General features: G+C 40.8%; 23 protein-coding genes and 1 pseudogene. 17 read left to right on the top strand and 7 right to left on the bottom strand.

The features are described 5' to 3' along the window. Positions 1 to 12 precede the first annotated feature (12 nt). Positions 13 to 849: an RnfABCDGE type electron transport complex subunit D gene (locus F8R90_RS24435; protein ID WP_196512843.1), complete on the bottom strand. Its 837-nt coding sequence runs from the start codon at positions 847 to 849 to the stop codon at positions 13 to 15. A gap of 206 nt (positions 850 to 1,055) precedes the next feature. On the opposite strand from F8R90_RS24435, the gene F8R90_RS24430 reads away from it, so the two are divergent. From F8R90_RS24430 to F8R90_RS24420, 3 genes are read left to right on the top strand one after another with little or no spacing between them, the layout of a single operon-like run. Continuing rightward, the gene (locus tag F8R90_RS24430) at positions 1,056 to 1,736 is read left to right on the top strand and encodes a polysaccharide deacetylase family protein (RefSeq protein WP_196512842.1); all 681 of its coding nucleotides are present in this window, start codon (positions 1,056 to 1,058) and stop codon (positions 1,734 to 1,736) included. A gap of 54 nt (positions 1,737 to 1,790) precedes the next feature. Next, on the top strand, positions 1,791 to 2,702 hold the full coding sequence (locus F8R90_RS24425) for a HipA-like protein (protein ID WP_196512841.1): 912 nt from the start codon (positions 1,791 to 1,793) through the stop codon (positions 2,700 to 2,702). Further along, complete coding sequence (locus tag F8R90_RS24420; RefSeq protein ID WP_196512840.1) at positions 2,699 to 3,463, top strand: HIRAN domain-containing protein; 765 nt, start codon at positions 2,699 to 2,701, stop codon at positions 3,461 to 3,463. The genes F8R90_RS24425 and F8R90_RS24420 overlap by 4 nt, the downstream gene beginning before the upstream one ends. Here the strand turns inward: F8R90_RS24420 and F8R90_RS24415 are convergent. After that, positions 3,460 to 4,437, bottom strand: a complete 978-nt coding sequence (locus tag F8R90_RS24415; protein WP_196512839.1) for a carbohydrate kinase family protein — start codon at positions 4,435 to 4,437, stop codon at positions 3,460 to 3,462. The genes F8R90_RS24420 and F8R90_RS24415 overlap by 4 nt on opposite strands. A gap of 365 nt (positions 4,438 to 4,802) precedes the next feature. On the opposite strand from F8R90_RS24415, the gene F8R90_RS24410 reads away from it, so the two are divergent. The 4 genes from F8R90_RS24410 to rfbB all read left to right on the top strand — a co-directional run bounded on the left by F8R90_RS24410 (position 4,803) and on the right by rfbB (position 8,381). Beyond that, on the top strand, positions 4,803 to 5,066 hold the full coding sequence (locus F8R90_RS24410) for a helix-turn-helix domain-containing protein (protein ID WP_012410583.1): 264 nt from the start codon (positions 4,803 to 4,805) through the stop codon (positions 5,064 to 5,066). 392 nt (positions 5,067 to 5,458) lie between these two features. Beyond that, a complete protein-coding gene (locus F8R90_RS24405) occupies positions 5,459 to 6,160 on the top strand; it encodes a DUF6391 domain-containing protein (RefSeq protein ID WP_196512838.1) in 702 nt (233 codons plus the stop codon). A 111-nt stretch (positions 6,161 to 6,271) separates the two neighbouring features. Beyond that, positions 6,272 to 7,267, top strand: coding sequence for a glycosyltransferase (locus F8R90_RS24400; RefSeq protein WP_196512837.1), 996 nt, complete (start codon positions 6,272 to 6,274; stop codon positions 7,265 to 7,267). A gap of 52 nt (positions 7,268 to 7,319) precedes the next feature. Then, positions 7,320 to 8,381: a dTDP-glucose 4,6-dehydratase gene (gene rfbB / locus F8R90_RS24395; protein WP_196512836.1), complete on the top strand. Its 1,062-nt coding sequence runs from the start codon at positions 7,320 to 7,322 to the stop codon at positions 8,379 to 8,381. A gap of 49 nt (positions 8,382 to 8,430) precedes the next feature. On the opposite strand, the gene F8R90_RS24390 is transcribed toward rfbB, so the two are convergent. After that, the gene (locus F8R90_RS24390) at positions 8,431 to 8,751 is read right to left on the bottom strand and encodes an addiction module antidote protein (RefSeq protein WP_196512835.1); all 321 of its coding nucleotides are present in this window, start codon (positions 8,749 to 8,751) and stop codon (positions 8,431 to 8,433) included. A 245-nt stretch (positions 8,752 to 8,996) separates the two neighbouring features. On the opposite strand from F8R90_RS24390, the gene F8R90_RS24385 reads away from it, so the two are divergent. Next, positions 8,997 to 10,190: a serine/threonine protein kinase gene (locus F8R90_RS24385; RefSeq protein WP_196512834.1), complete on the top strand. Its 1,194-nt coding sequence runs from the start codon at positions 8,997 to 8,999 to the stop codon at positions 10,188 to 10,190. A 35-nt stretch (positions 10,191 to 10,225) separates the two neighbouring features. Here the strand turns inward: F8R90_RS24385 and msrA are convergent, their stop codons facing one another. After that, positions 10,226 to 10,894: a peptide-methionine (S)-S-oxide reductase MsrA gene (msrA, locus tag F8R90_RS24380; RefSeq protein WP_196512833.1), complete on the bottom strand. Its 669-nt coding sequence runs from the start codon at positions 10,892 to 10,894 to the stop codon at positions 10,226 to 10,228. Between the two features lie 174 nt (positions 10,895 to 11,068). Here msrA and F8R90_RS24375 point away from each other — a divergent pair. Then, a pseudogene (locus F8R90_RS24375) lies at positions 11,069 to 11,503 on the top strand (YidH family protein); the annotation flags it as partial. Between the two features lie 124 nt (positions 11,504 to 11,627). Here F8R90_RS24375 and F8R90_RS24370 read toward each other — a convergent pair. Then, positions 11,628 to 13,805, bottom strand: coding sequence for a recombinase family protein (locus F8R90_RS24370; RefSeq protein WP_196512831.1), 2,178 nt, complete (start codon positions 13,803 to 13,805; stop codon positions 11,628 to 11,630). Between the two features lie 87 nt (positions 13,806 to 13,892). Here F8R90_RS24370 and F8R90_RS24365 point away from each other — a divergent pair, with 87 nt between their 5' ends. After that, positions 13,893 to 15,239 (top strand): proton extrusion protein PcxA, encoded by a 1,347-nt coding sequence (locus tag F8R90_RS24365; RefSeq protein WP_442946758.1) that lies wholly within the window; start codon positions 13,893 to 13,895, stop codon positions 15,237 to 15,239. A gap of 106 nt (positions 15,240 to 15,345) precedes the next feature. After that, the gene (mltA, locus tag F8R90_RS24360; RefSeq protein WP_196512829.1) at positions 15,346 to 16,638 is read left to right on the top strand and encodes a murein transglycosylase A; all 1,293 of its coding nucleotides are present in this window, start codon (positions 15,346 to 15,348) and stop codon (positions 16,636 to 16,638) included. A 130-nt stretch (positions 16,639 to 16,768) separates the two neighbouring features. Here the strand turns inward: mltA and F8R90_RS24355 are convergent, their stop codons facing one another. Together F8R90_RS24355 and F8R90_RS24350 are read right to left on the bottom strand one after the other, a co-directional pair. Next, entirely contained in the window at positions 16,769 to 17,002 is a 234-nt protein-coding gene (locus F8R90_RS24355; RefSeq protein ID WP_190890926.1) for a DUF3134 domain-containing protein, read from the bottom strand. A gap of 184 nt (positions 17,003 to 17,186) precedes the next feature. Then, positions 17,187 to 17,615, bottom strand: a complete 429-nt coding sequence (locus F8R90_RS24350) for a hypothetical protein (RefSeq protein ID WP_190890924.1) — start codon at positions 17,613 to 17,615, stop codon at positions 17,187 to 17,189. A gap of 963 nt (positions 17,616 to 18,578) precedes the next feature. On the opposite strand from F8R90_RS24350, the gene F8R90_RS24345 reads away from it, so the two are divergent. The 6 genes from F8R90_RS24345 to F8R90_RS24320 all read left to right on the top strand — a co-directional run bounded on the left by F8R90_RS24345 (position 18,579) and on the right by F8R90_RS24320 (position 25,339). Beyond that, the gene (locus F8R90_RS24345; protein ID WP_190890921.1) at positions 18,579 to 19,199 is read left to right on the top strand and encodes a hypothetical protein; all 621 of its coding nucleotides are present in this window, start codon (positions 18,579 to 18,581) and stop codon (positions 19,197 to 19,199) included. A 14-nt stretch (positions 19,200 to 19,213) separates the two neighbouring features. Further along, positions 19,214 to 19,585, top strand: a complete 372-nt coding sequence (locus F8R90_RS24340) for a hypothetical protein (protein WP_190890919.1) — start codon at positions 19,214 to 19,216, stop codon at positions 19,583 to 19,585. Continuing rightward, positions 19,539 to 22,286 (top strand): hypothetical protein, encoded by a 2,748-nt coding sequence (locus tag F8R90_RS24335; RefSeq protein ID WP_196512828.1) that lies wholly within the window; start codon positions 19,539 to 19,541, stop codon positions 22,284 to 22,286. The genes F8R90_RS24340 and F8R90_RS24335 overlap by 47 nt, the downstream gene beginning before the upstream one ends. 114 nt (positions 22,287 to 22,400) lie before the next feature. After that, the gene (locus F8R90_RS24330) at positions 22,401 to 23,216 is read left to right on the top strand and encodes a hypothetical protein (RefSeq protein WP_190890915.1); all 816 of its coding nucleotides are present in this window, start codon (positions 22,401 to 22,403) and stop codon (positions 23,214 to 23,216) included. A gap of 127 nt (positions 23,217 to 23,343) precedes the next feature. Continuing rightward, positions 23,344 to 24,405 carry a hypothetical protein gene (locus F8R90_RS24325; protein WP_196512827.1) on the top strand — a complete coding sequence of 354 codons (1,062 nt, stop codon included), beginning with the start codon at positions 23,344 to 23,346 and terminating at the stop codon, positions 24,403 to 24,405. Between the two features lie 112 nt (positions 24,406 to 24,517). Next, entirely contained in the window at positions 24,518 to 25,339 is an 822-nt protein-coding gene (locus tag F8R90_RS24320) for a hypothetical protein (protein ID WP_196512826.1), read from the top strand. Positions 25,340 to 25,370: the final 31 nt, after the last annotated feature.

The following is a 25,370-nucleotide window of genomic DNA, read 5'->3' as shown; positions in this document are numbered from 1 at the left end:
TTTAGTGCTGAGTTAGGAGTTAAGAGTTAAGAGTTTTCCTTCCACCTCCTCTGTTCCCTTATCCCCTTCTTGCCAAGCAAACCTTGGGGCTAACCAGAGAACATCAAATAAGATGGTCAATGGCGCAAGGGCAAACAGCGCCCAGAAAACTGCTGTGGAAATAAAGAAATAATTTCGCAGGATAAAAGTTAATCCGGCAATGCAGATTGCCCAAACTACACGCCCAATTCGGGAATTAGGAATAGATCGCGGATCTGTAATCATAAATAGGGCAAACAGCAGCAAAGACCCGCTCATCAATCGATGCCAGTAAACATCCCAAGTCCAACCTAGCCAGAGATTGCGAATCGCCTCTAGCAAAGAGTAGGAACCCAAAAAAGCTGCTGTGGTGTCCCAGCGACCAACGCGCTGCAAAATCATGCCGCCAGTTCCGGCAAATAATAGCCCATACCACCACTCTTCACCCCATTGTCCCGGCGAAACCCAAGCATCAGGGGTCAGAATCAAGGCAGATATGATGCCAAAATTGGTAGGATTAAAGAAATGCTTATCGCCAACTTGAAAGATAAATTTGCTAGCGATCGCAATTACTGCGGCTATTGCCATTGTTGTCCAGTGATCAGCACGCAATAGCAGTCCCAATCCCAGAGATGTAATTAAAGCACTCCGAAGATTTGCCATTTGTTCTTTGCCAGTAACTAATGACAATATCCATTGGGTTGCCAGACTGGTTGCGATCGCTACCCCAATTAATTCTGGTCGCAGCGTCCAATCTCGTGTGCCGATTCCCAAGACTAGAAATAAGCCCAGAAAGAGAATTTGATAATCACGTATATCTTTTAGCAACATTACCCCTTTAGTCAGGGATTACTCGTAGATTTCTCCCCAATTTAGTCGAGAGTTAGCTGCAATAACATTGCTGTTACAGATTTTGTTACAAAATAGGATAGTTAAGTCTAAAAGCCCCCAAGTATGAGGTCAGATATAGATTTTAAATTAGACGGTTTTGAGAAATGAATGTATAAAATTTCTTGAAAGCTACGGAAAGGCTCAAAATGCAATTTGCACCTCTATTCCCAATTTTCTACCGCATTCTCCAGCCGAGTTTTCCCAATTGCCTTTGGAATGGAAATCTCCATGCTAAAGCGATCGCACTGACCTTTGATGATGGGCCGCATCCTCAATACACACCCGAAGTCTTGGCAGTGTTAGATCGTTACAATATTACAGCGAGTTTTTTTTGGTTAGGTGTTTGCGTCAACCGTTCACCAGCCATTGCTAAAGCCGTTAGCGATCGCGGACACTGGATCGGATTGCATGGTTACGATCATCGCTCTTTTCCTATGCTTTCGCCAAATGACCTGAAGGACAGTTTAGAAAAAACCCAAGCTGCTATCTACAATGCCTGCAACCTGCAACCTGAACAAGTGCGAGATGTCCGCCCCCCCAATGGTTTTTTTACACCTGCTACTTTAAAATTGTTCTTTCAGTGGAATTACCGCCCAGTTATGTGGAGCGTTGTACCAGAAGACTGGGTGCGGCCAGGCGTAACCACCGTGGTAGAGCGAATTATGCAGCAGGTCAAAAATGGTTCAATGATTGTTTTACATGATGGTGCTTGCGGTGGACAAGATGTTGCTGCCACAATCCAAATTCTCATTCCGAAACTGCTACAACAAGGTTATGAATTTGTGACTGTTGATACTCTATGGCAGCAAGCTAAAACCAACCATTGACTGTTACACATTTAAGAATAGGTAAACGCTCTAAATAAGGCTTTCCCATCAATTATGCCAGAGCAGTTTCGTCTCATTGAGGTTCCCCTAGATGCCCCAGAGGCTGATGAGGATTTGGGAACAAAAGAAAAGTTCTGGTTTCGTCATCACGATCTAGGTCGTTGTCTATTTAAGAAAGCTAGACCAAACACAGGAGAAGATTGGGCAGAGAAGATTGCAGCCGAGTTGTGCGAGTTGCTTGGGCTACCTCATGCTGATTATGAACTGGCGGTATACAATGGTGAAAACGGCATCATTTCACCCTCATTTTTACCGTCTCAAAAAGGTGGAATCCTCACCCTTGGTAATGAAATTCTGGCGCGGATAGTATCTCATTATCCACAAGATTCTAAAGACCTGTCCCAACACACCATAGATAATGTGTTCAATGCTATTGGAGATGCTTCAGTCAATTTGCCTATCGACTGGACACCACCAGAGGGAATTAGTCATGCGACGGAAACTTTTGTTGGGTATTTACTTTTGGATGCTTGGATCGGGAATAGTGATCGACACCATGAAAATTGGGCATTCATCAGTTTGGAAGAGAATATCTATTTAGCACCAACCTATGACCACGCCTCATGTCTTGGTAGGAACGAGTCTGATTCTAAAAGAAAAAGTAGGTTAACCACAAAAGACGCTGGCTTTTCTGTACAAGCATATGTGGAAAAATGTAATTCTGCCTTGTATGCTAGAGTTGGTGACCAAAAAACCCTCAAAACTTTTAATGCATTTCGTGAAGCGCAACAGCGCTATCCAGATGCAGCGAGGGTATGGTTAAATAATTTAGCAAGGGTGTCAAGAAATGATACGTTAGAGCTTTTTGAGCGTATTCCATCTAATCGCATATCGCAAACAGCAATTGAATTTGCACAAAAGATATTGGAATTAAATCAAAGCAAGCTGCTAGACACCCTACTATGAAAACACTTTTTTTAGCTTGGCAAGATCCTAAAAGTCGGGCTTGGTTTCCCATCGGTCGCTTAACATTTGATGGAACAAAATACCAATTTGTGTATACGCATGGTGCTGTAAGAGCTCAAGATAAGCACAGGTTTCAGCTATTGTATTCGTTTCCAGACTTGAACAATGTATACACATCAGTTGAACTTTTCCCCTTGTTCTCTAATCGATTAATGCGACGCTCCCGCCCAGACTACAAAAATTATATTGAATGGCTAAATATTCCTGAAGATGAAGATGATCCAGTTACCATCCTTTCTCGGAGTGGTGGACGAAAGGTAACGGACAGTTTTGAAGTTTTCCCCTGCCCAGAATCAGATGAAAATGGTTTATACCACATCCATTTTTTTGCACATGGACTGCGACACCTTCCTACTTCTGCAACTGAACGGATTAATCAATTACAAACGGGTGAATTGTTATATTTAGCGAACGAATTTCAAAATCCCTATGACCCGCGTGCATTGCTCTTATGTACTGAGGATCATTACATCGTAGGTTATTGCCCTCGATATATTGTGGATGATGTATTTAAACTGAAGAACAAAAATCCTGCGCTTGTAAAAGTACATGTTGAGCGCGTTAACCCAGTACCAACACCTCTCCAACTACGTTTATTGTGCAATATGACCGCAGAATGGCATGAGGATTTTCTTCCATTTTCTAGTCAGGAGTATCAGCCTTTAGTGGCTGATATCCCAATGGCTTATACTAGTTCCTAAAGTTGATGTGAGGCTAGAAAAGTTTCGACTTCAGCAGCAGTAGGTTGAGAAGCGATCGCACCTGGTTTAATGGTAGTCAGTGCCCCAACAGCACTGGCATAGGTGACGATGCGTTTTGCTGTTTCTGCATCCCGCAAGCTGTGGATGCCATGCTGACTCAATTGGTGGATGAATCCTGCCAAAAAGCTATCCCCTGCACCAGTTGTATCAACTACAGGGATGGAAAAGGAAGGTAATTTGCCTTCGTTCTCACCCAGACAGTAGCTGCAACCGTTTTCTCCATCTGTTACTAGTACTCCTTCAATGGAAGCCAGGCGGTAAGTGATGGCTCCGGGATCTGCGGTTTCAAATAGCCATTCAGCTTCTTCTTTGGAGAGTTTGAGGAAATCAACTCGCTTAAATAATTCTGGAATTTTTTGATGAGCGATGTTTGGTTCGTCCCAAAATACAGGACGCCAGTTCACATCCAGCACAATCTTCAGGTCGTAATGTTCTGCTAACTCTAGGGCGCGGTGAATTGCCTGTTCACTTTCAGGATAGGCTAATTCCAAAGTACCCAAAACTAGAAAATCTGCCTCTTGAAACAGCGAATTTGGCAATTGTTTGGCTTGCAGGCGAGTATCGGCAAATTCTGCGGTGTCATACTGACCAAATCCAGCGAAGGTGCGATCGCCAGCCAGATCCCGTGTAACATAAACTTGCCGCGTTGGTGCCGTGGGATGGCTTTGTACCCCCGTTGTATCTACACCTACATCTTGTAATAGCTTGACCAGTGCATTCCCTGGTTCATCTTCACCAACGGCTCCGATAAATCCTGCTGGCGTTCCCAGCTTGACTAAAGCACAGGCTACGTTAGCTGGTGCCCCTCCTGGATAGGGAGTCCAAGATTTCACTTCTTCCAGCTTTAGCCCTAATTGATCGGCTAAACAATCAAACAAAACTTCACCGAGGCACAAAACACGGGGATTGCTCATTTCATTTTAGATTTTAGATTTCGATTTTGGATTAGGAATTTACAGTATAAAATCTACAACAATTTTTGCTAATCTGTCGCCAGTCCTTCATAGAATTAAATAGCAATTTTTACTACTCCCGTAACATCTATATGCTTCTGATTATTACTAAATTTTTCCCAGCATTTATTCCTAATATATTTATAAAATATTGTATTATATAATACTAATGTAAATTTATGCTTTATATTCTTACCAACTTGAAATCCAAAGAAAATATTGACAATCGTATTACTGCTAACACTTGAAACCCCTCCCAACAAAAGAATCTTCTAGAATTAGAAAGAGTGATTAAGTACATATACCAAGGGAGGATAGAAATAGTCATGGCTGGTGGCAAGTCTGAGACCCCCGTTAGTCTGTCAGACAGAGAACTGCAAATTATCGACTTAGTAGCCGCTGGCTTAACTAACCAAGAGATTGCAGGAAAACTGGAGATTAGCAAGCGTACAGTTGATAACCATATCAGTAATATTCTTACAAAGACCGAGACAGAAAATCGAGTAGCTCTTGTCCGCTGGGCTTTACAGTGGGGCAAAGTCTGTTTGAATGATGTCAATTGCTGTCTTCTGCCTAACCAGATCGAATAAACAATTTACTAGTAGCAAGGTAATTGCTTTGGTCTGGTATACTCACAAACCAATTTTGAGGTTTAGTGATTGTTTCCCTCCTCACGCCTAAGTTTTCAGTGTGAACACTCTACCAAAAGTTCCGAGTCCTTCACTCAGCCGGAGTTTATGTTAGTGGAGCCAGCTGACCCTCGGACTCGGAAACTATAAAGATCAGAATTCCTTTCCAAATTCAGCAGAACAGATTTACAACTTACGCACAGGAGCAGAAGGGCAGAGGAGATTAATTAATAACCAATGCCCAATGCTCAAACTCAACCATCATCCACAAAAATTAGCAACAATTCAGTGGTACAAGCGTTACATTTGAAAGAAATCTATGTTGCCCCATCGGCTTTGGGAGTAGTGTTCCAATGAATACTTCCGCTTCTTTTCAGGGTAGCTCGTCTCCCTTTAAATTTTTTAACTTTGATTTTACGACACCTGTATCTGAAAAAATTCCGAGTCTTGAAGACCGATTTTCAGGCTTTGTGCAACCCACACAAGATGCCGACTTACTCAGACAGCTATCGTTTATTCCAGGGTTGCAAGAAATTTTAATGATACGGCAGGTTCACGCCTTAGAACACGCTACTGTTTGGGTTCTTAGCGAATCAAAAAGTTCTTATTCTCCTAAAGGAGAACCTACTAACGTTCAACTAGATAACGAACTATTAGGCGGTTTGTCTACTGAGCAGGGATTTTACCTTTATGGTGAGGTAAATATTAGTGATTTGCGGCGTGCGGTCATACTGGCTCGACATCGCCTCACGAGTGGAGAATGGGATTTGGCTGTACATCCCCGTTGTGGCACCAATTTATCAGTAGCAATGCTCTTAACCGCTGGACTAGCTGTCGGCGTGCATCTGCTACTACCATTTCGACCAATCGAGCAACTTATAGGTTTGGGGTTAGCAGCGACGACAGCCGCTGAACTCGCACCCGATTTAGGTTCTATGGCACAGCGTTACCTAACAACTGCCATTCCTTTTAACCTAACAATTGAAAATATTACCCGTAGACGTGATGTTTGGGGGCGTGAGGCACATTTTGTTAAAGTGGGCTGGCAAGAATGAAGAGATTTCAGGGAATGAGGAGGACAAGGAAGACAAGGGGGACAGGGTAAAATTTTCTCCTTTGTCTCCCCTATTCCCCATTGTCCACTCCCTACTCTCCTAAAAAAAATTATGAGAAAGCTTTACTTTTTACTCCCCGGTACAGATGGCAAATTTGCCTGTGGTGGTCTTTGGGCTGAGTTAAAAGCACTTAATATGGTGCAGCAGTTCTGTAGTGCTGATGTTGTAACTTACCGCCAACGCGAAAAAGGTAAGCTTTTTATCGATGATTTGCTAAAAGAGGAAAATTTAAATGATGTAATTTTTGTCATCAGTTGGGGATTTGATATAGCTCAACTCGTGGTTAAACTTAAGCAATACAATGTCGTTTACCATGCACATAGTGCAGGTTATCCATTTAAGCTACCTGCGAGTATTCCGATCATCACTGTTAGCCGCTATACAATGGGATATTGGGGAGAAAAATCACCTAATTCCCTGATTTATTATTTGCCGAATCAAATTTCTGATGAGTTTGAAAATTTAGGTCTTGAACGGGATATTGATGTTTTAGTTCAGGCTCGGAAGTCTTCTGAGTATTTAATTAAAGAATTGATTCCAGCGTTGCAAAAACGTTGTAAAGTATTGGTTGTTGATTCATATATAGAGGATTTACCTGGACTATTCAACCGAGCGAAGGTTTATCTTTATGATTCGGCTGAGTACTGGGCGCAACAGCGTGTTAGCGAAGGATTCGGTCTACAACCAATGGAAGCTCTTGCCTGTGGTTGCCAAGTATTTTCTAGTGTCAACGGTGGACTGGCTGATTACTTAGACCCTGGATTTAATTGCTATAAAATTGCTGGATATTCGCAAGAATATGATGTCCAACGGATTCTGAAGGTGATTGATTCTTCAGTAGCTTTTAGTTTGTCTGAAGAGTTTCTGGCTGAATATCGAACTGAAAATATTATTAAGCGTTTCCAAGTAATTTTGGATGAGTTAAATGAGTTTTTTGATCACAAGATCCAGCAACCATCTAATATTAAGAGTTTGACGAAAATACGTGTGGCGAAATTACTCGCTCAGAGAATATATGGGAAGCTGAGGAAGAAATATTTTAAGTAATAGAAACGCACCGCAGAGGCGCAGAGAACACAGAGAGAAGAGAGGAAATTTAATGAGTCGGCGGTTATTAGTTACTGGGGGTGCGGGGTTTATTGGGGCGAATTTTGTCCATCACTGGTGTCAGGTTTATCCAGATGACCGGGTGGTGGTGTTGGATGCGCTTACCTACGCGGGAAATCGTCTGAATTTGGCGCTGGTTGAGGGAAGAGAGAATTTCCGGTTTGTGCAGGGGGATATTTGCGATCGCACCATTGTAGACGAGTTATTATCAACTGAAAATATAGATACCATCGCCCATTTTGCTGCTGAGTCTCATGTTGATCGTTCAATTCTTGGGCCGGCTGCTTTTGTGCAAACTAATGTAGTGGGAACTTTCACACTGCTAGAAGCTTTTCGGCAACATTGGGAGACAAAAGCAAAGCCATCTGATTATCGTTTTCTACACGTTTCTACTGATGAAGTCTACGGTAGTTTGGGCCCAGATGATGCAGCTTTTTGTGAAACTACACCCTACGCTCCCAATAGCCCTTATTCAGCTTCGAAAGCCGGTAGTGATCACTTAGTGCGTGCTTATTACCATACTTACAACCTCCCAACTATTATCACAAATTGCTCTAATAATTACGGCCCTTATCAGTTCCCCGAAAAGCTAATTCCTTTGATGTGCATCAACACTTTGATAGGTAAGCCATTACCTGTTTATGGTGATGGTAAAAATGTGCGCGATTGGCTTTATGTGGGCGATCATTGTCGTGCTTTAGATGTGGTAATTAATCATGGTCAACCTGGAGAAACATACAATATTGGTGGTAACAATGAGGTAGAAAATCTCAATCTGGTGCAACTTTTATGTCAGATGATGGACGAATTAGCGTCTGATTTACCAGTGCATCCGGCAAAAGAATTGATTACTTTTGTCAAGGATAGACAGGGACATGATCGGAGATATGCAATTAATGCGAACAAGATTAAAACTCAGCTTGGTTGGACGCCTTCAGTAACAATTGCTGAGGGTTTACGTTTAACAGTTGAATGGTATCTCAATCATCGTGATTGGTGGGAACCTCTGCTGTCTGCGGAATATCAAGCTTACTATCGCAAAAATTATTTGTAACCCACATTCTGCACCCAATAATGTCACAATCGATAATTACTGTTGTGATTCACTCTGCCGCTGGAGGCATAATTTTTTGCGGCGTAAGACAATATCCCAGCGCCTTCATAATGGAATTGACGTTTTCAAGACGCGGGTTGCCATTGCTGGATAAAGCTTTTTGCAATCCTCGGCGTGTCATGCCTGCTTGCTCGGCTATCTCACTAATTCCGCGTACACGAGCAACGACGCGCAAGGATGCCAATAATGCGCCGGAATCGTTGTCTTCTGCGTATTCGTGAAATATCTCGGTCAAATAATCGTCGATTTCTTCTGGGTTGTTACGGAAGTATTCTTCTTCAAATTCATCGAGTGTTCTAAATTTTCTCACGGCTTAAATACTCCTTCCAGTAAGCTTTTGTCGCCTCCACACAGTATGACAACAACATTTTCAGCATCTTCGCCGAAATAGACACGATAACCGGAACCAAAGAAAATTCGCACCAATCTCCTAGGGAACCTCAAAGTTGAAATTCTCAACTGCTTTCAAAAAATTATCTGGCTCCCACAGTTTCTCTAGATAATGACTATCCTTGAATAGTAAGGGAATCAGAGTAAATTGCCAGCAGGTGTAAGATGCTGCAACCAGAACAGATATTACAAGATCGTTATCAAATCCAGCGCCAACTCGGCAACAATGGAATTCGTCAAACTTGGCAAGCATTGGATTTACAAGCCTCTGATGGCGAAAATTCGACCGTTGTGGTCAAACTTTTGGCCTTTGGCGGTACTGTACAGTGGGATGATTTGAAACTTTTTGAGAGGGAAGCACAAATTCTTAAACAGCTAAATCATCCCCGAATTCCCCGATATATTGATTATTTTTGTATTGACGATCGCACACTCTGGTTTGCCTTAATACAAGAATATATCCCTGGTGAATCACTCAAGGATAAACTTGCTGTTGGCAAAAGGTTTACTGAAAAGCGAGCTAGAAAAATTGCTGTTGAGGTTTTAAATATTCTCACGTATCTACATGAGTTGAATCCAGGGGTGTTGCATAGAGATATTAAACCGAGTAATTTAATCTGGGGCGAAGATAACCGGATTTATTTAGTCGATTTTGGCGCAGTTCAGGATAAAGCGGCAAAAGAAGGCGTTACTTTTACTGTTGTGGGTACTTATGGTTATGCCCCAATGGAACAATTTGGTGGTCGAGCGGTTGCGGCTTCAGACCTCTATGCACTCGGTGCAACCTTAATCCATTTGTTAACTGGAACTTGCCCTTCTGATTTACCCCAGCAGGATTTGCGACTGCAATTTACAGACCGAGTGAACCTGAGTCCCAGTTTTGTCAGTTGGCTACAAAAGTTGATAGAACCCGCTCCAGAACAACGATTTACTAGTGCCCGCGAAGCGCTGAATGTTCTCAAATCTGGTCTGGCTGTCAAATCTGCAAACAGGAATCAACTTGTACCCCTAAAAGAAATAATCAACAATTCTGGATGCGGGATCAATAATTACAATGAAACAGTTCCAGAGGAAATTCTCGGTTGGAATTGGGGGGCATTTTTGATGCCTTGGCTGTGGATGTGGCCTAATCAAGTGTGGTATGGGCTATTCTGTTTTATACCCCACGGATGGTGGTTAATGGCGATCGCACTTGGTGCTAAAGGCAATGAATGGGCTTGGAAAAGTAGGCCGTGGCGCAGTATTGAACAATTCAGAGCGCATCAAAGAGGCTGGGCGATCGCTGGTATTCTACTGGGAGCGCCTATTAGTATTATGTTGTGGATTCGCGCGATCGCTGTACTCAAATCTGTATTTTAAGTAGAAGCGCACAGATGTGCGCCCCTACTCTATTTCTAACTACTAATTTGCGATTCAACTACACCAACGGGACAAGAAACATTTGTCCCTCCTAAACCACAATACCCATTGGGATTTTTAGCTAGGTATTGCTGATGGTAGGCTTCTGCGTAGTAGAATTCCGGCGCATCCAAGATTTCCGTAGTAATCTTGCCATAACCTGCATCGTTGAGAGCTTGCTGATAAGCTTCCCGCGATGCTTCTGCTAGCTGCTTTTGAGTTTCAGAATATACATAAATTCCCGAACGGTATTGAGTGCCAGCATCATTACCTTGGCGCATCCCTTGGGTAGGATTGTGGCTTTCCCAAAAGACTTTGAGCAGTTCGGCATAACTAATCACTTTGGGATCAAACACAACCAACACCACCTCATTGTGACCGGTTCGCCCACTACATACCTCTTCATAGGTGGGGTTAGGTGTGAACCCAGCAGCGTAACCTACTGCGGTGGTGTAAACTCCTTTAAGTTGCCAGAATTTGCGTTCTGCACCCCAAAAACAGCCCAAGCCAAAGATTACCTTTTCTAATCCATCGGGATAAGGAGGTTTTAAAGGATTCTTGTTGACATAATGAGCAGCGGGTACTGACATAGATTGTGCCCTTCCTGACAAAGCTTCCTCAGGCGTGGGCATAACTGCCTTTTTGCCAAATCCGAATAGTCCCATTGATTTTGACTCTGATATATATCTTTACCTTATTTACTATTGTAAAGATTCTAGCGATCGCTTGGGGTTTTCTCAGAGTCTTTACTGGACTGTGTTGACCTTATGGCGGTAGTCCATGCTATTCATCAATGTTATGAATACTTTTCAAGGGTAAATTGCCGTCAGAAGATACTCATGGATAAAATACCAAAAATTGATCGTCAAAGGGAGCATCAAGCGAACGAACGTACCTTTCTGGCTTGGCTACGCACTTCTATTTCATTGATTGGCTTTGGTTTTGCTATTGCGCGGTTTGGTATATTTCTGCGCCAGCTTAATATTGCTATTACTCAACAAGAAACTCCAGTAAATCCATTATCAAACTCTGAAAATTTGGGTCTTGCTTTGGTGATTTTTGGAATTTTGGCTGTTGCGTTAGCTGCGTGGCGATACAACCAAGTTTTCTGGCAAATTGAACGAGCAGATTATAAACCAAATAGGTTAATGGTTTGGATAATGACCGGAGTAGTAATTATTTTGGGACTTCTCAGTATTCCTTTGCTCTTAACGCGTGATAAAGTCCCTTTTGGTTCTCCTGTTCCAACTCAACCACAGTCCCGAAATTTGCAAAGATTAACCCCAAAACCCAATGCAAAAAAGGGGACAATTACTACTTTATACAAACAAATATTTTATAATATCCCCGGCTTCTTAAAGAAGTCGCGGATCTGAGCTTTGCGAAAGTAGAAGAGACTCAATTAACAGTAGTCTCAGAAATAACAGTTACACAAGCATTTACTAAGGGTAACAGCGGCCCTAGTTGCTCTTGTCCATTTACGGCTAAATCGCTGTGACACAAATAAACTCTCTCGGATACACGAGAGAGTAAATCTGTCAAAATTCTTCGCAGTCTTTGTTCTTCTGCCAATTTTTCATCTTCTGCTGTCCAGGGTTCGCCTAACCTGTCTCGGAGGAAAAACGGCGCACCGAATAACGTCGCCGCACCACCTTTGGCCCATAGAGGTGAACCAGCATCTAGCCAAAAATGCCAACGGTGCGATCGCCTACTAGATCGATATTGAAATATAGTTGCTAGTGTGACAGCTTTTCTGACTCCACCGATAGGGCGCACAGGGTAAGGGTTGGCGGTAATAGTCCCACGTCGTAATAGTTGAATGAATTCGATAATAGTTGTGTGAGGCGTTGTCTCCACTGGGGCAATTTGTCGTAATCTGGTGTCAATTTCCCAGTAGTGTTGGGCGGTTTCTAATAATTCTCGTAATGCTGCTAGCTGTTCGTAGGGGAGATTGCTACCATTCCACAAAAAGCGCTGAATTGCCCTGTCTAATAGGGAAATGGGACTGGGAATTAACCGCAGTTCTTGTTGCGATCGCTGCTGTTCTAACCACTCTAATATCTCATTATAGGCTGTAGTAGCCGCATAGCCGATTCTATCCCAGCGCTCGAAGGCTGATACTGGTAGCAAGTTGGGGCGATCGGGATGCGGTACAAAGCAATAATCTGCAATCAAACCAGCACGTACCGGGTCAATATCAGTAGAGACGCGATTAATCGCGTCTGTATAGTTTTCTGGTGCTTGTTGTTTCCTACTCAATACAACCAGCATTTCTGCGACGGCATCCCGGTCTACGAGTCGTCCCAAGCCGGGATAAACTAGTGCCAGCATGGTGAGTAATGCGCGAATGACTGGTGAACTAACTAAGGGACGTTGGTCATTCAGTGATTCTACTTGGATATTTTGCTTAACGAGGATTTCTACTAGAGTATAACGAGCGATCGCATCTAAACCTGGTGCAATAATCGCCACTTGTTCTGGTTGTACTTGCTGTGATTGGATAGCATTAGCAATTACCTCTGCTGTTTGTCGCAATAGTTGAGCGCGGGAGGTGGTTTGAATTGAATGCACAATCTCAGGTAAACTTGACAGCACCATTGGTTCTGTGACTAATTCCACCATCTGTTTAGCTTGCTCTCCAAGGGACTCTGGAGGTGGCCCGGTCAAGATTTCTACCCGACAACGTTCTGCTAACCCTTCTAGATAGTTGGGGTCTGCTCCCAATCCCAATCGCACTGCACCATCGGGATTGTAACTAAATGCCCCGATTGCGCCTTGATCTAATAGCAAGTCAAACAAAAGACGCGCTACGCTGGGATAATCATCTACATCATCAGCTAGTACCGCCTGATAGCGTTTAGTTAGGTGCTGTTGGTAATTGCGATCGCTTAACAAGTGCTGACTATAAAGTTCAGTAATAATGCCATAAGTTAGTAACCCCCTTTCTAAACACCAGTTACGCCAATCTAGCAACAAAGATGCCAAAAATTCCGGCTCTAAAGTTGTAGTATTTTCCCCAAGACCCCTTGTCAAAATCTGGGCAATATCTTCGCAAGGTACACCACTGTAAGCTGCTAATTGCAATAAATCTAGGATGCGACGCACCAAGCGAGACTCATTCACTCCCGCAATCCGTAAAATTTCTTCGTCTAATTGGGGATGCCAGAGTTTACTTGCTAACTCTTGTTCGGTTTCTGGTCGCAATCTTACCGGAAACTGTGCCTTCAAGTTCAACGAGTTAATTAGCAACGGCCAAAATAAAATAACTTCATCCTGGAAAAAACCTAGCGGCGTTTTGGCACGCACCGGATATTTTCCTAAGGTAGATGTAACAATTGTATCTCCCAATTCTCGCCGATTATCATCATTAGCAGCTAAGACTAAAACTCCTGGCTCTGTTTGTTTAAGATATAAAAATTCGGGTATCTGACTGCCTTTTTTACGTCCTGGTGTTTTAGTATAAAATGATTCAGTATATTGCTTCTCAGGTTGTACCCAACTACAAAATTGCTCTACCAAGCGAGCCGTTTTACCAGTGCGGCTAGTGCCAACAATCCAAACCGAATGAGAAATCACAAACTTTCTCCTTATAGATTTGCTAGTATACTTCGTGCGTTAACTTAAGGTTAAGAATCACCAAATAATGCTGGATGATTGTCTCCAATGAAAAACTCTGTTTTTAGCCAAAAAATCTATTCTTTCTTACTTGATACTTACCGATGGTACTTACAGACTCCTGAACGTTCTTTACATCAAGCTTACGATGCAGCATTAAAAATTAAGGAAATAGAAAATAAGCATTTCAATGGTAATAAAATAGACATTGACTCAGCCATATACAGTAACAGCGTGATGGATTATTTTGAGTCAGACCTAAATAAGCTATTAAAAACTGCCAAAATGCGGCTGACAGAGTTTAGAGCAAGCCGTTGGTTTCTAAATGAAGAGAATCAAAAAGCTGCTCAGAAAGCAGGTATAGAGCATCCCAGTCCTTCTTTGGTTTTGGAAAAGCTAAACTTTATCGATCAAGTTATATCCAAATACACAACAATTCCTGATCAAATAACTTCTAAAGCTTTAGTAGTAAAACCTCAAAATCCGCCAGTTAACTCTGCGATATCTGATGAGAAGTCGCTGCTTGTAAATACTCCAACAGTACCACCAAAAATACCAATCCAAGACTCGGATCAAAAACCAAAACTAAAACGTAAAGCTGATACGATGGGCGTTTTACCCCGCTCTATTTTAAGTACTATCAATCGTTTGCAAGTTGAATTAGACCCTAATTCTGAACAAGAGGTAATTCATAGTTTTCGTCAAGCTCAAAGAAGAACAATAATATCTATCAGATTTATTTTACTATTAATTATCGTACCATTACTAACGCATCAGATAGCAAAAGCTTTCGTAGTAGGACCGCTTGTTGAGAACTTTAGAGACAATCAGCAAATGCAGATATTCCTCAATTCAGAAATGGAAGAAGAAGCCCTTGTAGAATTACAAAGATTTGAAGAAAAGCTCAAGTTTGAAAATCTTCTTAGAAATGCCCCTCCACTCTTGCCTGAGCGGATGGAAATTGAAATGAAAAAGAGAGCCATTGAACTGGCTGAAGAATTTCGTCACGAAAGTTCTAATGCCATCAAAAATGTTTTTGCAGATATTTTTTCAGTCGCTGCTTTTATATGGCTTTTAGTCGTTAGCAAGACTTCTATTGCTGTAATTAAAGATTTCTTTGATCATATTGTCTATGGACTTAGTGATAGTGCCAAAGCATTTATCATCATTTTGTTTACCGATATATTTGTAGGTTTCCACTCTCCTCATGGTTGGGAAGTTCTCCTAGAAGGAGTATCTCGCCATTGGGGATTACCAGCAAATCGAGATTTTATCTTCTTATTTATTGCTACATTTCCAGTGATTTTAGATACCATTTTCAAATACTGGATATTTCGATATTTGAACCGAATATCACCTTCAGCAGTTGCCACTTATCGTAATATGAATGAATAAGGATTGGGGGCTGGGTAGTAGTAAAAATTGTTGTTTTGAGAAATTAAATTATTTTTGTTTTTTGAATTTGAGGGAAATGGGATAATATCAAAGATTTTAAATTTTGATGAATAAGACACTTGCTAGGTTAGCAAAGTTTAATAAAGTTATCGCTATCAGCTTACCTGTGGTTTTGTCGATTTTGCTGGTGCGGATGCAATCTTTGACGCATCAGGAACTTAGTCCGCCAGAATGTCGCGTAAAAAAGTGGAATATACCAGTTTCCTTGACTGCTGAAAATCAAGATGCATTTACACAAAAACAAAAAACACCATTGATTCAGAGGCTACCAGTTACTTGTTGTCAGGATGATGCTTCTTGTTTAGATGAGGTTCTATATGGAGAAATACCAGACAAAAAGGCGCTGGTGAGTGCGATCGCTCGCAGTCTCCAATACCTGCAAACGGCTAATGCTGCGGCTACTTATCAAAACTATCAGGTGGCTGGGATTACGCGCGATCGCGTCATCAAAAGCTTGAAAAGATTCCGCGAACTTTTATTAAAAACTAATTCTGCAACAGAATTACATCAAGCCATCGAGCGGGAATTTGTTCTTTACCAGTCAGTTGGTAACGATACCAAAGGTTCTGTTTTATTCACCGCCTATTATGAACCGCTTTACGCAGCCAGTCGTGTTGCCACAGCAGAATATCGTTATCCTGTTTATCGATTACCTCCTGATTTAAACTCCTGGAGTAAGCCTCATCCTACACGCGAAGAATTAGAAGGAGCAGATGGTTTACAAGGCGCAAAAGGGAAATTACGAGGATTAGAGTTGTTTTGGTTTCGCGATCGCCTCGAACCATATTTAGCTCAAATTCAAGGTTCAGCGAGGCTTCAGCTTCCCGATGGGACTCAGACAACAATCGGCTATGCGGGTAATATCGCTTATAACTACAAAAGCATTGGGCGAGAATTAACGAATGATGGCAAATTACCGCTAGAAAGGATGACTATGCCAATTATTCTCGACTATTTTCAAAAGCATCCCCAAGAATTAAATATTTATATTCCGCGCGATCGCAGTTTTGTTTTTTTTCAAGAAAACCACGGTGAACCAGCCCAAGGTTCTATCAACGTACCATTAACAGCAGAGCGTTCGATCGCTACAGATAAATCTCTCATGCCTCCTGGTGCTTTAGCGTTCATTCGAGCTTCCATTCCCTTTGCTAATCCTACCGGAAAAATGGAGGAGCGCATCGTTAGTCGCTATGTTCTTGACCAAGATGCTGGAGGCGCAATTAAAGGTGCAGGTAGGGTAGATTATTTTTTAGGTACTGGGAAATTAGCAGGCGATCGCGCTGGTGTCACAGTCAGCAATGGACAATTATTTTATCTATTACTCAAGTCCAACAATTAAACACACTCACATTTTAATACTAAGAATCCCGACTTATCTAAAAAGTCGGGATTCTTAGCCTTTCAGCGTAAATGAAGTACAGATTCCAAATCAATGAAACCCTTCAGGTAAGTAATTACGAATTACGCTACTAGGCTTCTATATCCATGTCAGAATCGTCATCGTCATGATCGTAAGGGATATCGTCAAGGTCTATCATTTCTGAAATCTCTTCTACTTCATTTAGATACTCAGATTCTTGATGTTCCCGCTCTATCAGACGACCAGTTGACTTTAACCATTCTAAAAGAATAAATTCATTACTTGTACGAATTACAGGCGCTCGCTGGTTACGAGGTTCTTCACGTAAAGGACTTGTAGGCATAAAAAAAACTCACTTTGAATTATGGATCACTGTGCAAAAAGGGTTAAAAGTCTTGTTATACAAGACTTTTTTCAACAGATGAAGTATGAAGCATTGAGTTTTTAATCTCAAGTCCGTCTAGTTACTTACCATTAAAATCTCTTTGTGTCAGTCCTAAATAATAAATATTCAAGCGGACGCAATATTACAAGGCATTTGGTAGCTTGGCGAGAGTTTCATACATATTAGAGGGTAATGCAGACAATCTGTTTGCTACAGCGACTGCATCAGCTAAGTTGCTAAATTGACACCGGACAATCTCTTGTCCGTTTCCTGAGGGGAATCGTTTCCTAGCTTTATTAGATACAGCACAAATAATCGCTAAAGCTTTGGCGAAGCCATCTTTTGTCAATATTGTTTCTTTAGCGAACCCTTCAACTGGGATCAGGCAAACCTCAAACCGATAGCCAGGTCTGGGAGAAACAGCTATGTCGATATAGGGTTTATCTTCTTTCCTGATTCTGCGTAAATATTGGGCTGTCGAATTAGTATCGTGCAAATCAGTCCCAAGGGCATAAGTAAAGAAGCAATCTTCTGTAAGTGACTCAGGACGGGTAATTATATCCGTTGGCATAAGTTCAAGTAGTAACCGTATATTATCTGGGCTTGTGACACACTAAACTTGTCCGTTCCAATAGCACATCTTGGGACAGTTAGATGTATCAGTTTTACACTAAATATTCCAATACAGTTTGGCTAACTAAAAATTTCAATTTTTGCAATGCTGAAGACTCTCATCTCTAAAGGATAGATTGGCAATATAAACTGACATAAAACACCCCCAGAATCAAAGGGTGTAGAGATTTAGATTCGGAGAGGTGTCTATAATAGTCAGTTACATGACCGAAAATATTTCTCAACTATCTAATTATAACATAGTTGACGGGTGAACTTTTTTAACTATTCTGACCCATAGATATTAGGGATATTAGACCAGCAACAACAGCAAGGTTGTATTGAATTCCGACTTTTAGACAACTAAATACGCTTGTTAACTAGTTTTAATTTTTACCAATTGTAGGTAAAAGAAGAGAATAAATACTTACTTTGATAGCATTATGTAGTAGTGTTCATATAACTTAAGATATGTCAGTATGAGATATAACTATCTTGGCGCAAATTTCTGTACAAATTCTGTATGAATAATGCTGCTAACCTTGCTAGGCATTACTTACATGGTCTTCTGAAGGTTAAATATAAAACTCACACTTTAATATGCTCCCAAACATTATCTCCCGTTTTTACTGCATTCCCTAACCTCTAAGTGAGGCTAAATCACTAGCAGGGCAAAACTTGAGGAGGACTGTGGGAGCGAGTTCTGGTTTGAGGCTCACAACCTAGCTTCTCAAATGACGCATACTTGCTTTTAAATAAATATTAATATTTATTTAACTTAATAATAGTTGTATATAATGTAAGACTTTACTGCAAGTTCAGAAATTTGGTTAAAAATAAATGTTAAATCATGTTAAATTGATTTAAACATTGTAAATTTTTAGACAACCAACACTCAAGTACATCATAGGAAAATTAGCAAATGTCTAGACAAAGTTCTCATGGGAGAAACTTTTTCAAAGCTTTAACTGGTAGCACAGTCAAAGGATCTCATAAGTTAAGACTGGGGCTGAAATCCAGCTTGATGATTCTGGTTGAATCTATACCCTTTTTAATTGCTTGTGCTGTACTTGTAAGCGTTATCAGCCTAAAAAGTCCTATCCTGCTTTTTTGTTTACTAGTTGGTAGTTTAATTACAGTCATCACCCAGCAAATTGGGCAGCAGGTGAATTTACCAAGGCGATCGCTAATATTATTACAAATTTTAGCAGCAGCCATCATTCTGAGTTTATATTGGTTAGACTGTTTTGCAGCCCCTGCACAAGCACAGTTTTTTGGGGAAGCTGAAAAGTTTTTCAAAAAAACCTTACAAGATGGCTCGTCAACAAATGCTGGTGGTAGCGACACAGCAGTAAGTTTGATATTTAATGTGTTGCGGGCAATTTACTTACTCTATATTGCAATTTCTTTGGTTGGTGTGATTAACGCAGTGCGTAAAGATGAAGATTGGCAAAGCATTGCCAGAACACCCTTATTAGTGGTTGTTGCTGTTACCATTGCTGATGTACTCACACGCTTTGTAATTGGCGATAGCAGTAAATAATTCAGAAATTTCAAATGTCTCAAGAGCGGGAACAAGAATTTCGTCCAGTCAACCAAGTTCTGGGAAGCCAACCCTCACTAGGCCCAATTCCGGCCGATCAAATTCTTCCTTGGACAGTAATTGCCTTAGCCTCCTACTTTATTATCAATGGAATTTTTGGGGGTCTTTTTGAAGAAGAGTTTCAAAAATGGCTGTGGACAGTACTAATGACTGGTTGGGGAATAGGAACTTGGTGGATATTAACTGGTGGTAGGAGTTGGAGTTTTTTAAGTAAATTTATTGGTGTTCCCGCTTGGACAAGAGGCTTTGCTCGTTATCAAAGCTTACTGGAAGTTAACCATGAAGCAAAAAATCGGAAAACAAAGCGTCGGCGTCGCCGGAAATGAAAGTAGATTAACGCCATTTGAAGATGCCTTACACTTGGCGACAATGCTACGTGTAGCAATGAATGGACGTGATATTGGTGCTTACCTTTTAGCAAAAGGCACTCAAAAAGATCGGTTCTGCTTTGTTTTTGGTTTTGACTGTAAGGGAATTCATACCACTTTAAGACCCGAACAAATCGATACACTCTTTAATAACATTGAAGCTGGATTGAAAGACATCCCTAGCGGTGAAAGAATGACGCTGCATTTGGGATCTTTTAGTTCCGACAAAGAGCGCCAAAAAGAATTAGCATCGCTAATCAAGAATGCGCCATCACGAGATATCAAATATTTGTTGATGGCAGAGAGAGCTAGAATCAAAGAACTGACTATTTCTGGTGTTCGAAAGCCAAAATTCTTGCGGATTTATGTCACTTACACCGTTGAATCTAACTCCGCAAATGCAGATGATTGGATAGAGAAGCTTTTAGTCAAAGCTGAATCATGGTGGTTGAAATTTAAAGGTGAACTCTCAGAAGTAGAAAACCAACGCATCGAAACCCTGATTACAAATGCTTACAAACAGGGTTTCCTGCGCTGGGAACAAATTTTATCTAACCAAATGGGATTGGATGTAAAGCCTTTGACAGCTGATGAACTCTGGGAGGACATCTGGAAAAGGTTTAATGATACACAGCCAATAGAGATTCCCCAGTTAATGACTTTAGATGAACAAGGACTGCACGAGCAAGTTAATTCAGATTTAGCTAGTAGTAAATTGCTGATAGACAATATCCACGGCACAACTTTGCTGATGGAGTCTAGCGTACCTTGTGCCGATCGCCGCTGGGTTAATGTTAACAATCGTTATATTGGCGCACTGTCATTTCTCGAAAAACCCGGGGGTTGGCCAAATAAATCTGCTCAACTGCGCTATTTATGGGAATTGTTGGCTAGAGAAACAGTAGTAGATACAGAAATTTTTTGTGAGTTGACTGCGGCAAATCCAGCATTGGTGAAAACTACTTTGCAACGAGTGCTGAAACAGTCAAACATGACGACAATCATGGCTCAAGAAAAAAGCAAAACTATTGATGTCAATGCTCAATTAAAGTTGAAGAAATCGGTAGCAGCACAAGAACAATTATTTGAAGGTGCAGTCCCGATTTATACGAGTATCGCTATTTTGGTACATCGTCCAACTGTCGAGAGATTAGATGAAGCAACAAGATATATTGAAAACTGTTTTCAACGTCCAGCAAGGGTAATTAGGGAAACTGAGTATGCGTGGAAAATTTGGCTGCAAACTCTACCGATAGTTTGGGAAGGTTTGTTGGCAACACCCTTTAACCGTCGCCAGCTATATTTAACAAGTGAAGTTCCCGGATTGATGCCTTTAGTCTTAACTAAACGTGGTGATAAACAAGGCTTTGAGTTGATTGCTGAAGAAGGTGGAACACCCATACATTTAGATTTGTTTAATCAACACAAAAATTTAGCTTTGTTTGCCACAACTCGTGCTGGTAAATCGGTTTTGGTATCAGGGATTTTGACTCAGGCGTTGGCGCATGGTATTCCTGTAGTGGCGTTAGATTTCCCTAAACCTGATGGTACATCTACATTCACAGACTATACAGAGTTTATGGAGGGGAATGGAGCGTATTTCGATATCTCCAAACAATCGAATAACTTATTTGAACAGCCAGATTTACGATCGCTAGATCCAGAACAACAGCGCGATCGCTTTAACGACTATACCGCCTTCCTAGAATCAGCATTGATGACAATGGTTTTAGGATCATCGACTGAAAGTCAAATTTTATCGCAAACCGTGCGATCGCTGCTCAACTTAGCATTAGAAGCCTTCTTTGCTGATGAGGGCATACAAGAGCGATATCGACAGGCGATGGCGGGAGGATTTGGTACCCAGGCTTGGCAAAAAACCCCTACTTTAAAAGATTTTCTCTATTTTTGTTCCCCAGAACACTTGCAGCTAAGTACTTTAACTGGCAGAGTAGAAGACGCTCTCAGTCAAATTCAACTCCGGTTGCGGTTTTGGCTTTCTAGCCGTGTGGGACAAGCTATTTCTGCACCATCCAGCTTTCCTACCGATGCACAACTTTTAGTTTTTGCTCTCAGAAACCTATCAGATAGTGAAGATGCAGCCGTACTATCTTTGAGTGCCTATTCAGCAGCACTACGACGCGCATTAAGTAGTCCAGCTTCTATATTCTTCATTGACGAAGCACCAATTCTATTTGAATTCGAGCAAATTTCTGACTTAGTTGGGAGAATTTGTGCGAACGGTGCTAAAGCCGGCATCAGAGTCATCTTATCAGGGCAAGATCCTGATACTATTGCCAAATCTAAAGCTGCATCTAAAATTTTGCAAAACCTGACAACACGGTTGATTGGACGCATTCAGCCAGTTGCAGTGGATAGTTTTGCAGATATCTTAAAGTATCCCCGCAACATTATTGCTCGTAATGCCTCAGAAAGCTTTTTTCCCCGGAAAGAAAGTGTTTATAGCCAATGGCTATTAGATGATAACGGTATTTATACATTCTGCCGTTACTATCCAGGTTATGAACAATTGGCAGCAGTTGCGAATAACCCCTATGAACAAACTGCACGTAGCAAAATGATGCAACTTCACAGCGATAAATATGAAGCAATTTCTGCATTTGCACGTCAGTTAGTGGCTACTTTACGTGGAAGTTAATCGTGTATTGTAAGCAGTTAACAATGGGTTAAAAAGAAAGTTATAAATCATAGTTAAAAAGCTAAATTTACGACTCAATACTCAATTTAGTCTACCTTTTTCAGGCACAGATGTATGAGAAAAACAACCATTTTTACTTTTACGCTGCTATCCCTGGCAATCCTACCAGCAATGGCACAAGTTCAGACGGGATTAGGCCAAGTTTGGACTGATTTTCAATCATATTCCACAGATTTACAAAACTACCTTCAATATAATTTGAGCGACAACTTAAAGCCTGTGGAAGTACAAAGTCAAAATGCTCTAAGTAATTCTAGGGGAGAATTGAATATACCTAACCCTGTTGATGCTGGACAAAAGGTTCGTGATAATTTGATTCTCTATTCTAAATCAGACCGCTTTGAAAATAATTCCGCTGTGCATGGAAATTTAGTTAGTAATGAACTCAATCGTGTAATCACCCGTGGAGCAGCGGAAGGCGTACTTGGTGAGAATGGACAAGTTCGGACAAAAGTAAAGCTAGAAAATATTCAACAAGCTCTTGAGAGTGTTACAGATGTAAATCAGGACAATGAATTAATGAACGAAATTGAGAAATTTAGGCAAAGTGTTCTAGGTGGTGTTAAGGATAAAAATGGTATTGTTGACACTGTAGCAACAGTACTTTCTCAGGGTTTAGCACCATTGTTAATTACCAACCAAGAATCACTGAAAATCCAAAAAGAGCAGATAAAAATTGTTGGAGAATCATATGCAAAGTCTACGCAATTAGAGCAGTCTTTGCAATATTCCAACTTAAACTTGGCAAACATTTCTCAACAGGCAGAAGAGGCGAATCGCGCTCGGAGAGTAGAAACATCTACAGAAGCTGCGGGACTTTTACGCGCTACTTCTCAACTAGATTTGTTTGGGAGAAAAGTTGATAAATAAGATTTTATGATTAGCCAGAGGCTTGGAACGAGAGAAAGCTTTTTCGCTTACTGACTTTCACCTGAAGTTGAACAATTTTGTCCCTTAGTGAAAGCAAAAAAATCTAAAAAATATTCAAAAACGCAAAATGCAACTTGCTATTCAACTAATTTTTGCCCAAGTAGGCATTCAAGTAGGCATTGATGAGATTCTCGATAATGGCACTGCAACTTCCCAAAGTATTGCTGAAGGTTGGGACAAACAATGGCTGGATTTATTACAAAACAACACCAGTGATAACTTGTATGGAGCGCTGACAAATCTGGGTATTTTTTTTGCGGTAGGTACCCTGTTATTTTTTATGGTACAATTCCTCAAAGACTTAATATCCTACGAATATACCCGTCCCATATCAGCTTTAATTTGGCCTTTCCTAGTGGTGATCCTGTTAAGTAATTCAGGTAATGGAAGTATACTTTCTAACCTGACATTGGGAATGCGGAATTTTTTAAACAGTGTAAATCAGCAAGTAGTGGTATCAGCAGATGCAGATAAAATGTACCAGCAAGCACTGAATATGAGTGTTGCTGAAGAAGTAGCTGGTTCTTTGCTGCGCCCTTGTCAATCACTTACTGGTGAACAACAAAATCAATGTTTTGCCAAAGCTGCCGAAAAAGTTAACACTCTCTGGCAGAAATATAGAGATACATACGGAAATAAAAGCTGGATAATTAGACTACAAACGAAGGTAGATAGTATCAGATATGGCACTGGCGTTGTATCAGAAACCTCATTTAATTCTTTGTTAGGTTCTACAGTCCAAACGAGCATCAAAAACTTTTTAGTTTCCTTACAATATGCCTTCCAGAATTTGATAGAAGCTACTATGTTGCTGATAGCAGCTTTAGGGCCAATAGCTGTAGGTGGATCTTTACTACCTGTAGCTGGTAAACCAATTTTTGCATGGCTGACCGGATTTTTATCTATTGGAATCGCCAAGATTTCATTCAATATTATTGCTGTACTGACTGCCGCAGTTATTGTAAATGGGCCAGGTCAAGATGCTAATGTTGATCCAGACTTAATGTGGTTTATAATTTTTCTGGGAATTTTAGCACCAATTTTATCCTTACTTGTGGCTGCTGCTGGCGGTTTTGCAGTCTTCAGTGCTATCAGCAATACGGCTTCTTTAGTAAAGGAAAGGATATAAGTAATTCAAAATTCCCTAAGAAGAATCTAGTATTGGCTAGTTTCCTGACTGCTGAGTATATGCAAATCATCATATATAATAGCTGAAATTTTTTGCAGGAGGAGATGAGTAAATGGTGCGTTTACTAGAAAAAAGACAAAGAACAGGAAGTGTTTTGACAATTTTTGCGATCGCTACCTTTAGTTTACATATCTTAGTTTTACTTTTATTCATATTCCAAGGGATAAATATTCGCCAACTCAGTCTGAGAAAACCTCCCAACTTTGTACAATTAATAGATGGTAAACCAGTAGCTGATATTGATGATTTAGAAAGAGAACCGGAAGCAATTCGCCGATTCATCAGCAAAACGATGATATCAATGTTTAGTTGGTCTGGAACCTTGCCAGCACAAACTATTGAAGAAGTTGCAAATCCCAAATCAGATTTAGGAATTCTTATTAGAACACCTCAAGGTAGTAGCCAAAAAATTAGTACCAGCAGTTGGATAGCTAGTTTTGCCTTATCAGAAGACTTTCGCAAAGGTTTCTTAAGCACAGTTGCAGAAATGACACCGCCAGAAGTTTTCTCTGAAAATGCCAATCAAGTTATGACATCACAATTAGTTATTAAGCGGGTTTATCCACCAAAACAAATTGCCCCAGGTAAGTGGCGAGTGGGTATGGTAGCTGACTTAATTCAAAAAAACCGAGTTGGTGGTGCAGAACTCATAACTCCTTTTAATAAAGATTTACTTGTTCGTGCAACAGATTATTTTGCTAATTCACAAGCAGGCAATGGTACTACCCTGCAAAAAGCAATTTATAGTATCCGTGCTGACAAATTAGAAATTTATGAAATTCGTAATCTATGTTTGCTAGATGACTACAACAATCTGAACGAAGATAAATTAAAAGAATGCGGAAGTAGAACATCTGATAACTTTATAAGATAAACGATTTCTAATTCATTTGATGTTAGTTCAA

The organism is Nostoc sp. NZL, from assembly GCF_015714705.1.
Lineage (GTDB): Bacteria > Cyanobacteriota > Cyanobacteriia > Cyanobacteriales > Nostocaceae > Nostoc > Nostoc foliaceum_A.
The sequence above is the reverse complement of the archived record's forward strand: the minus strand, read 5'-3'. Positions and strand labels throughout refer to the sequence as shown.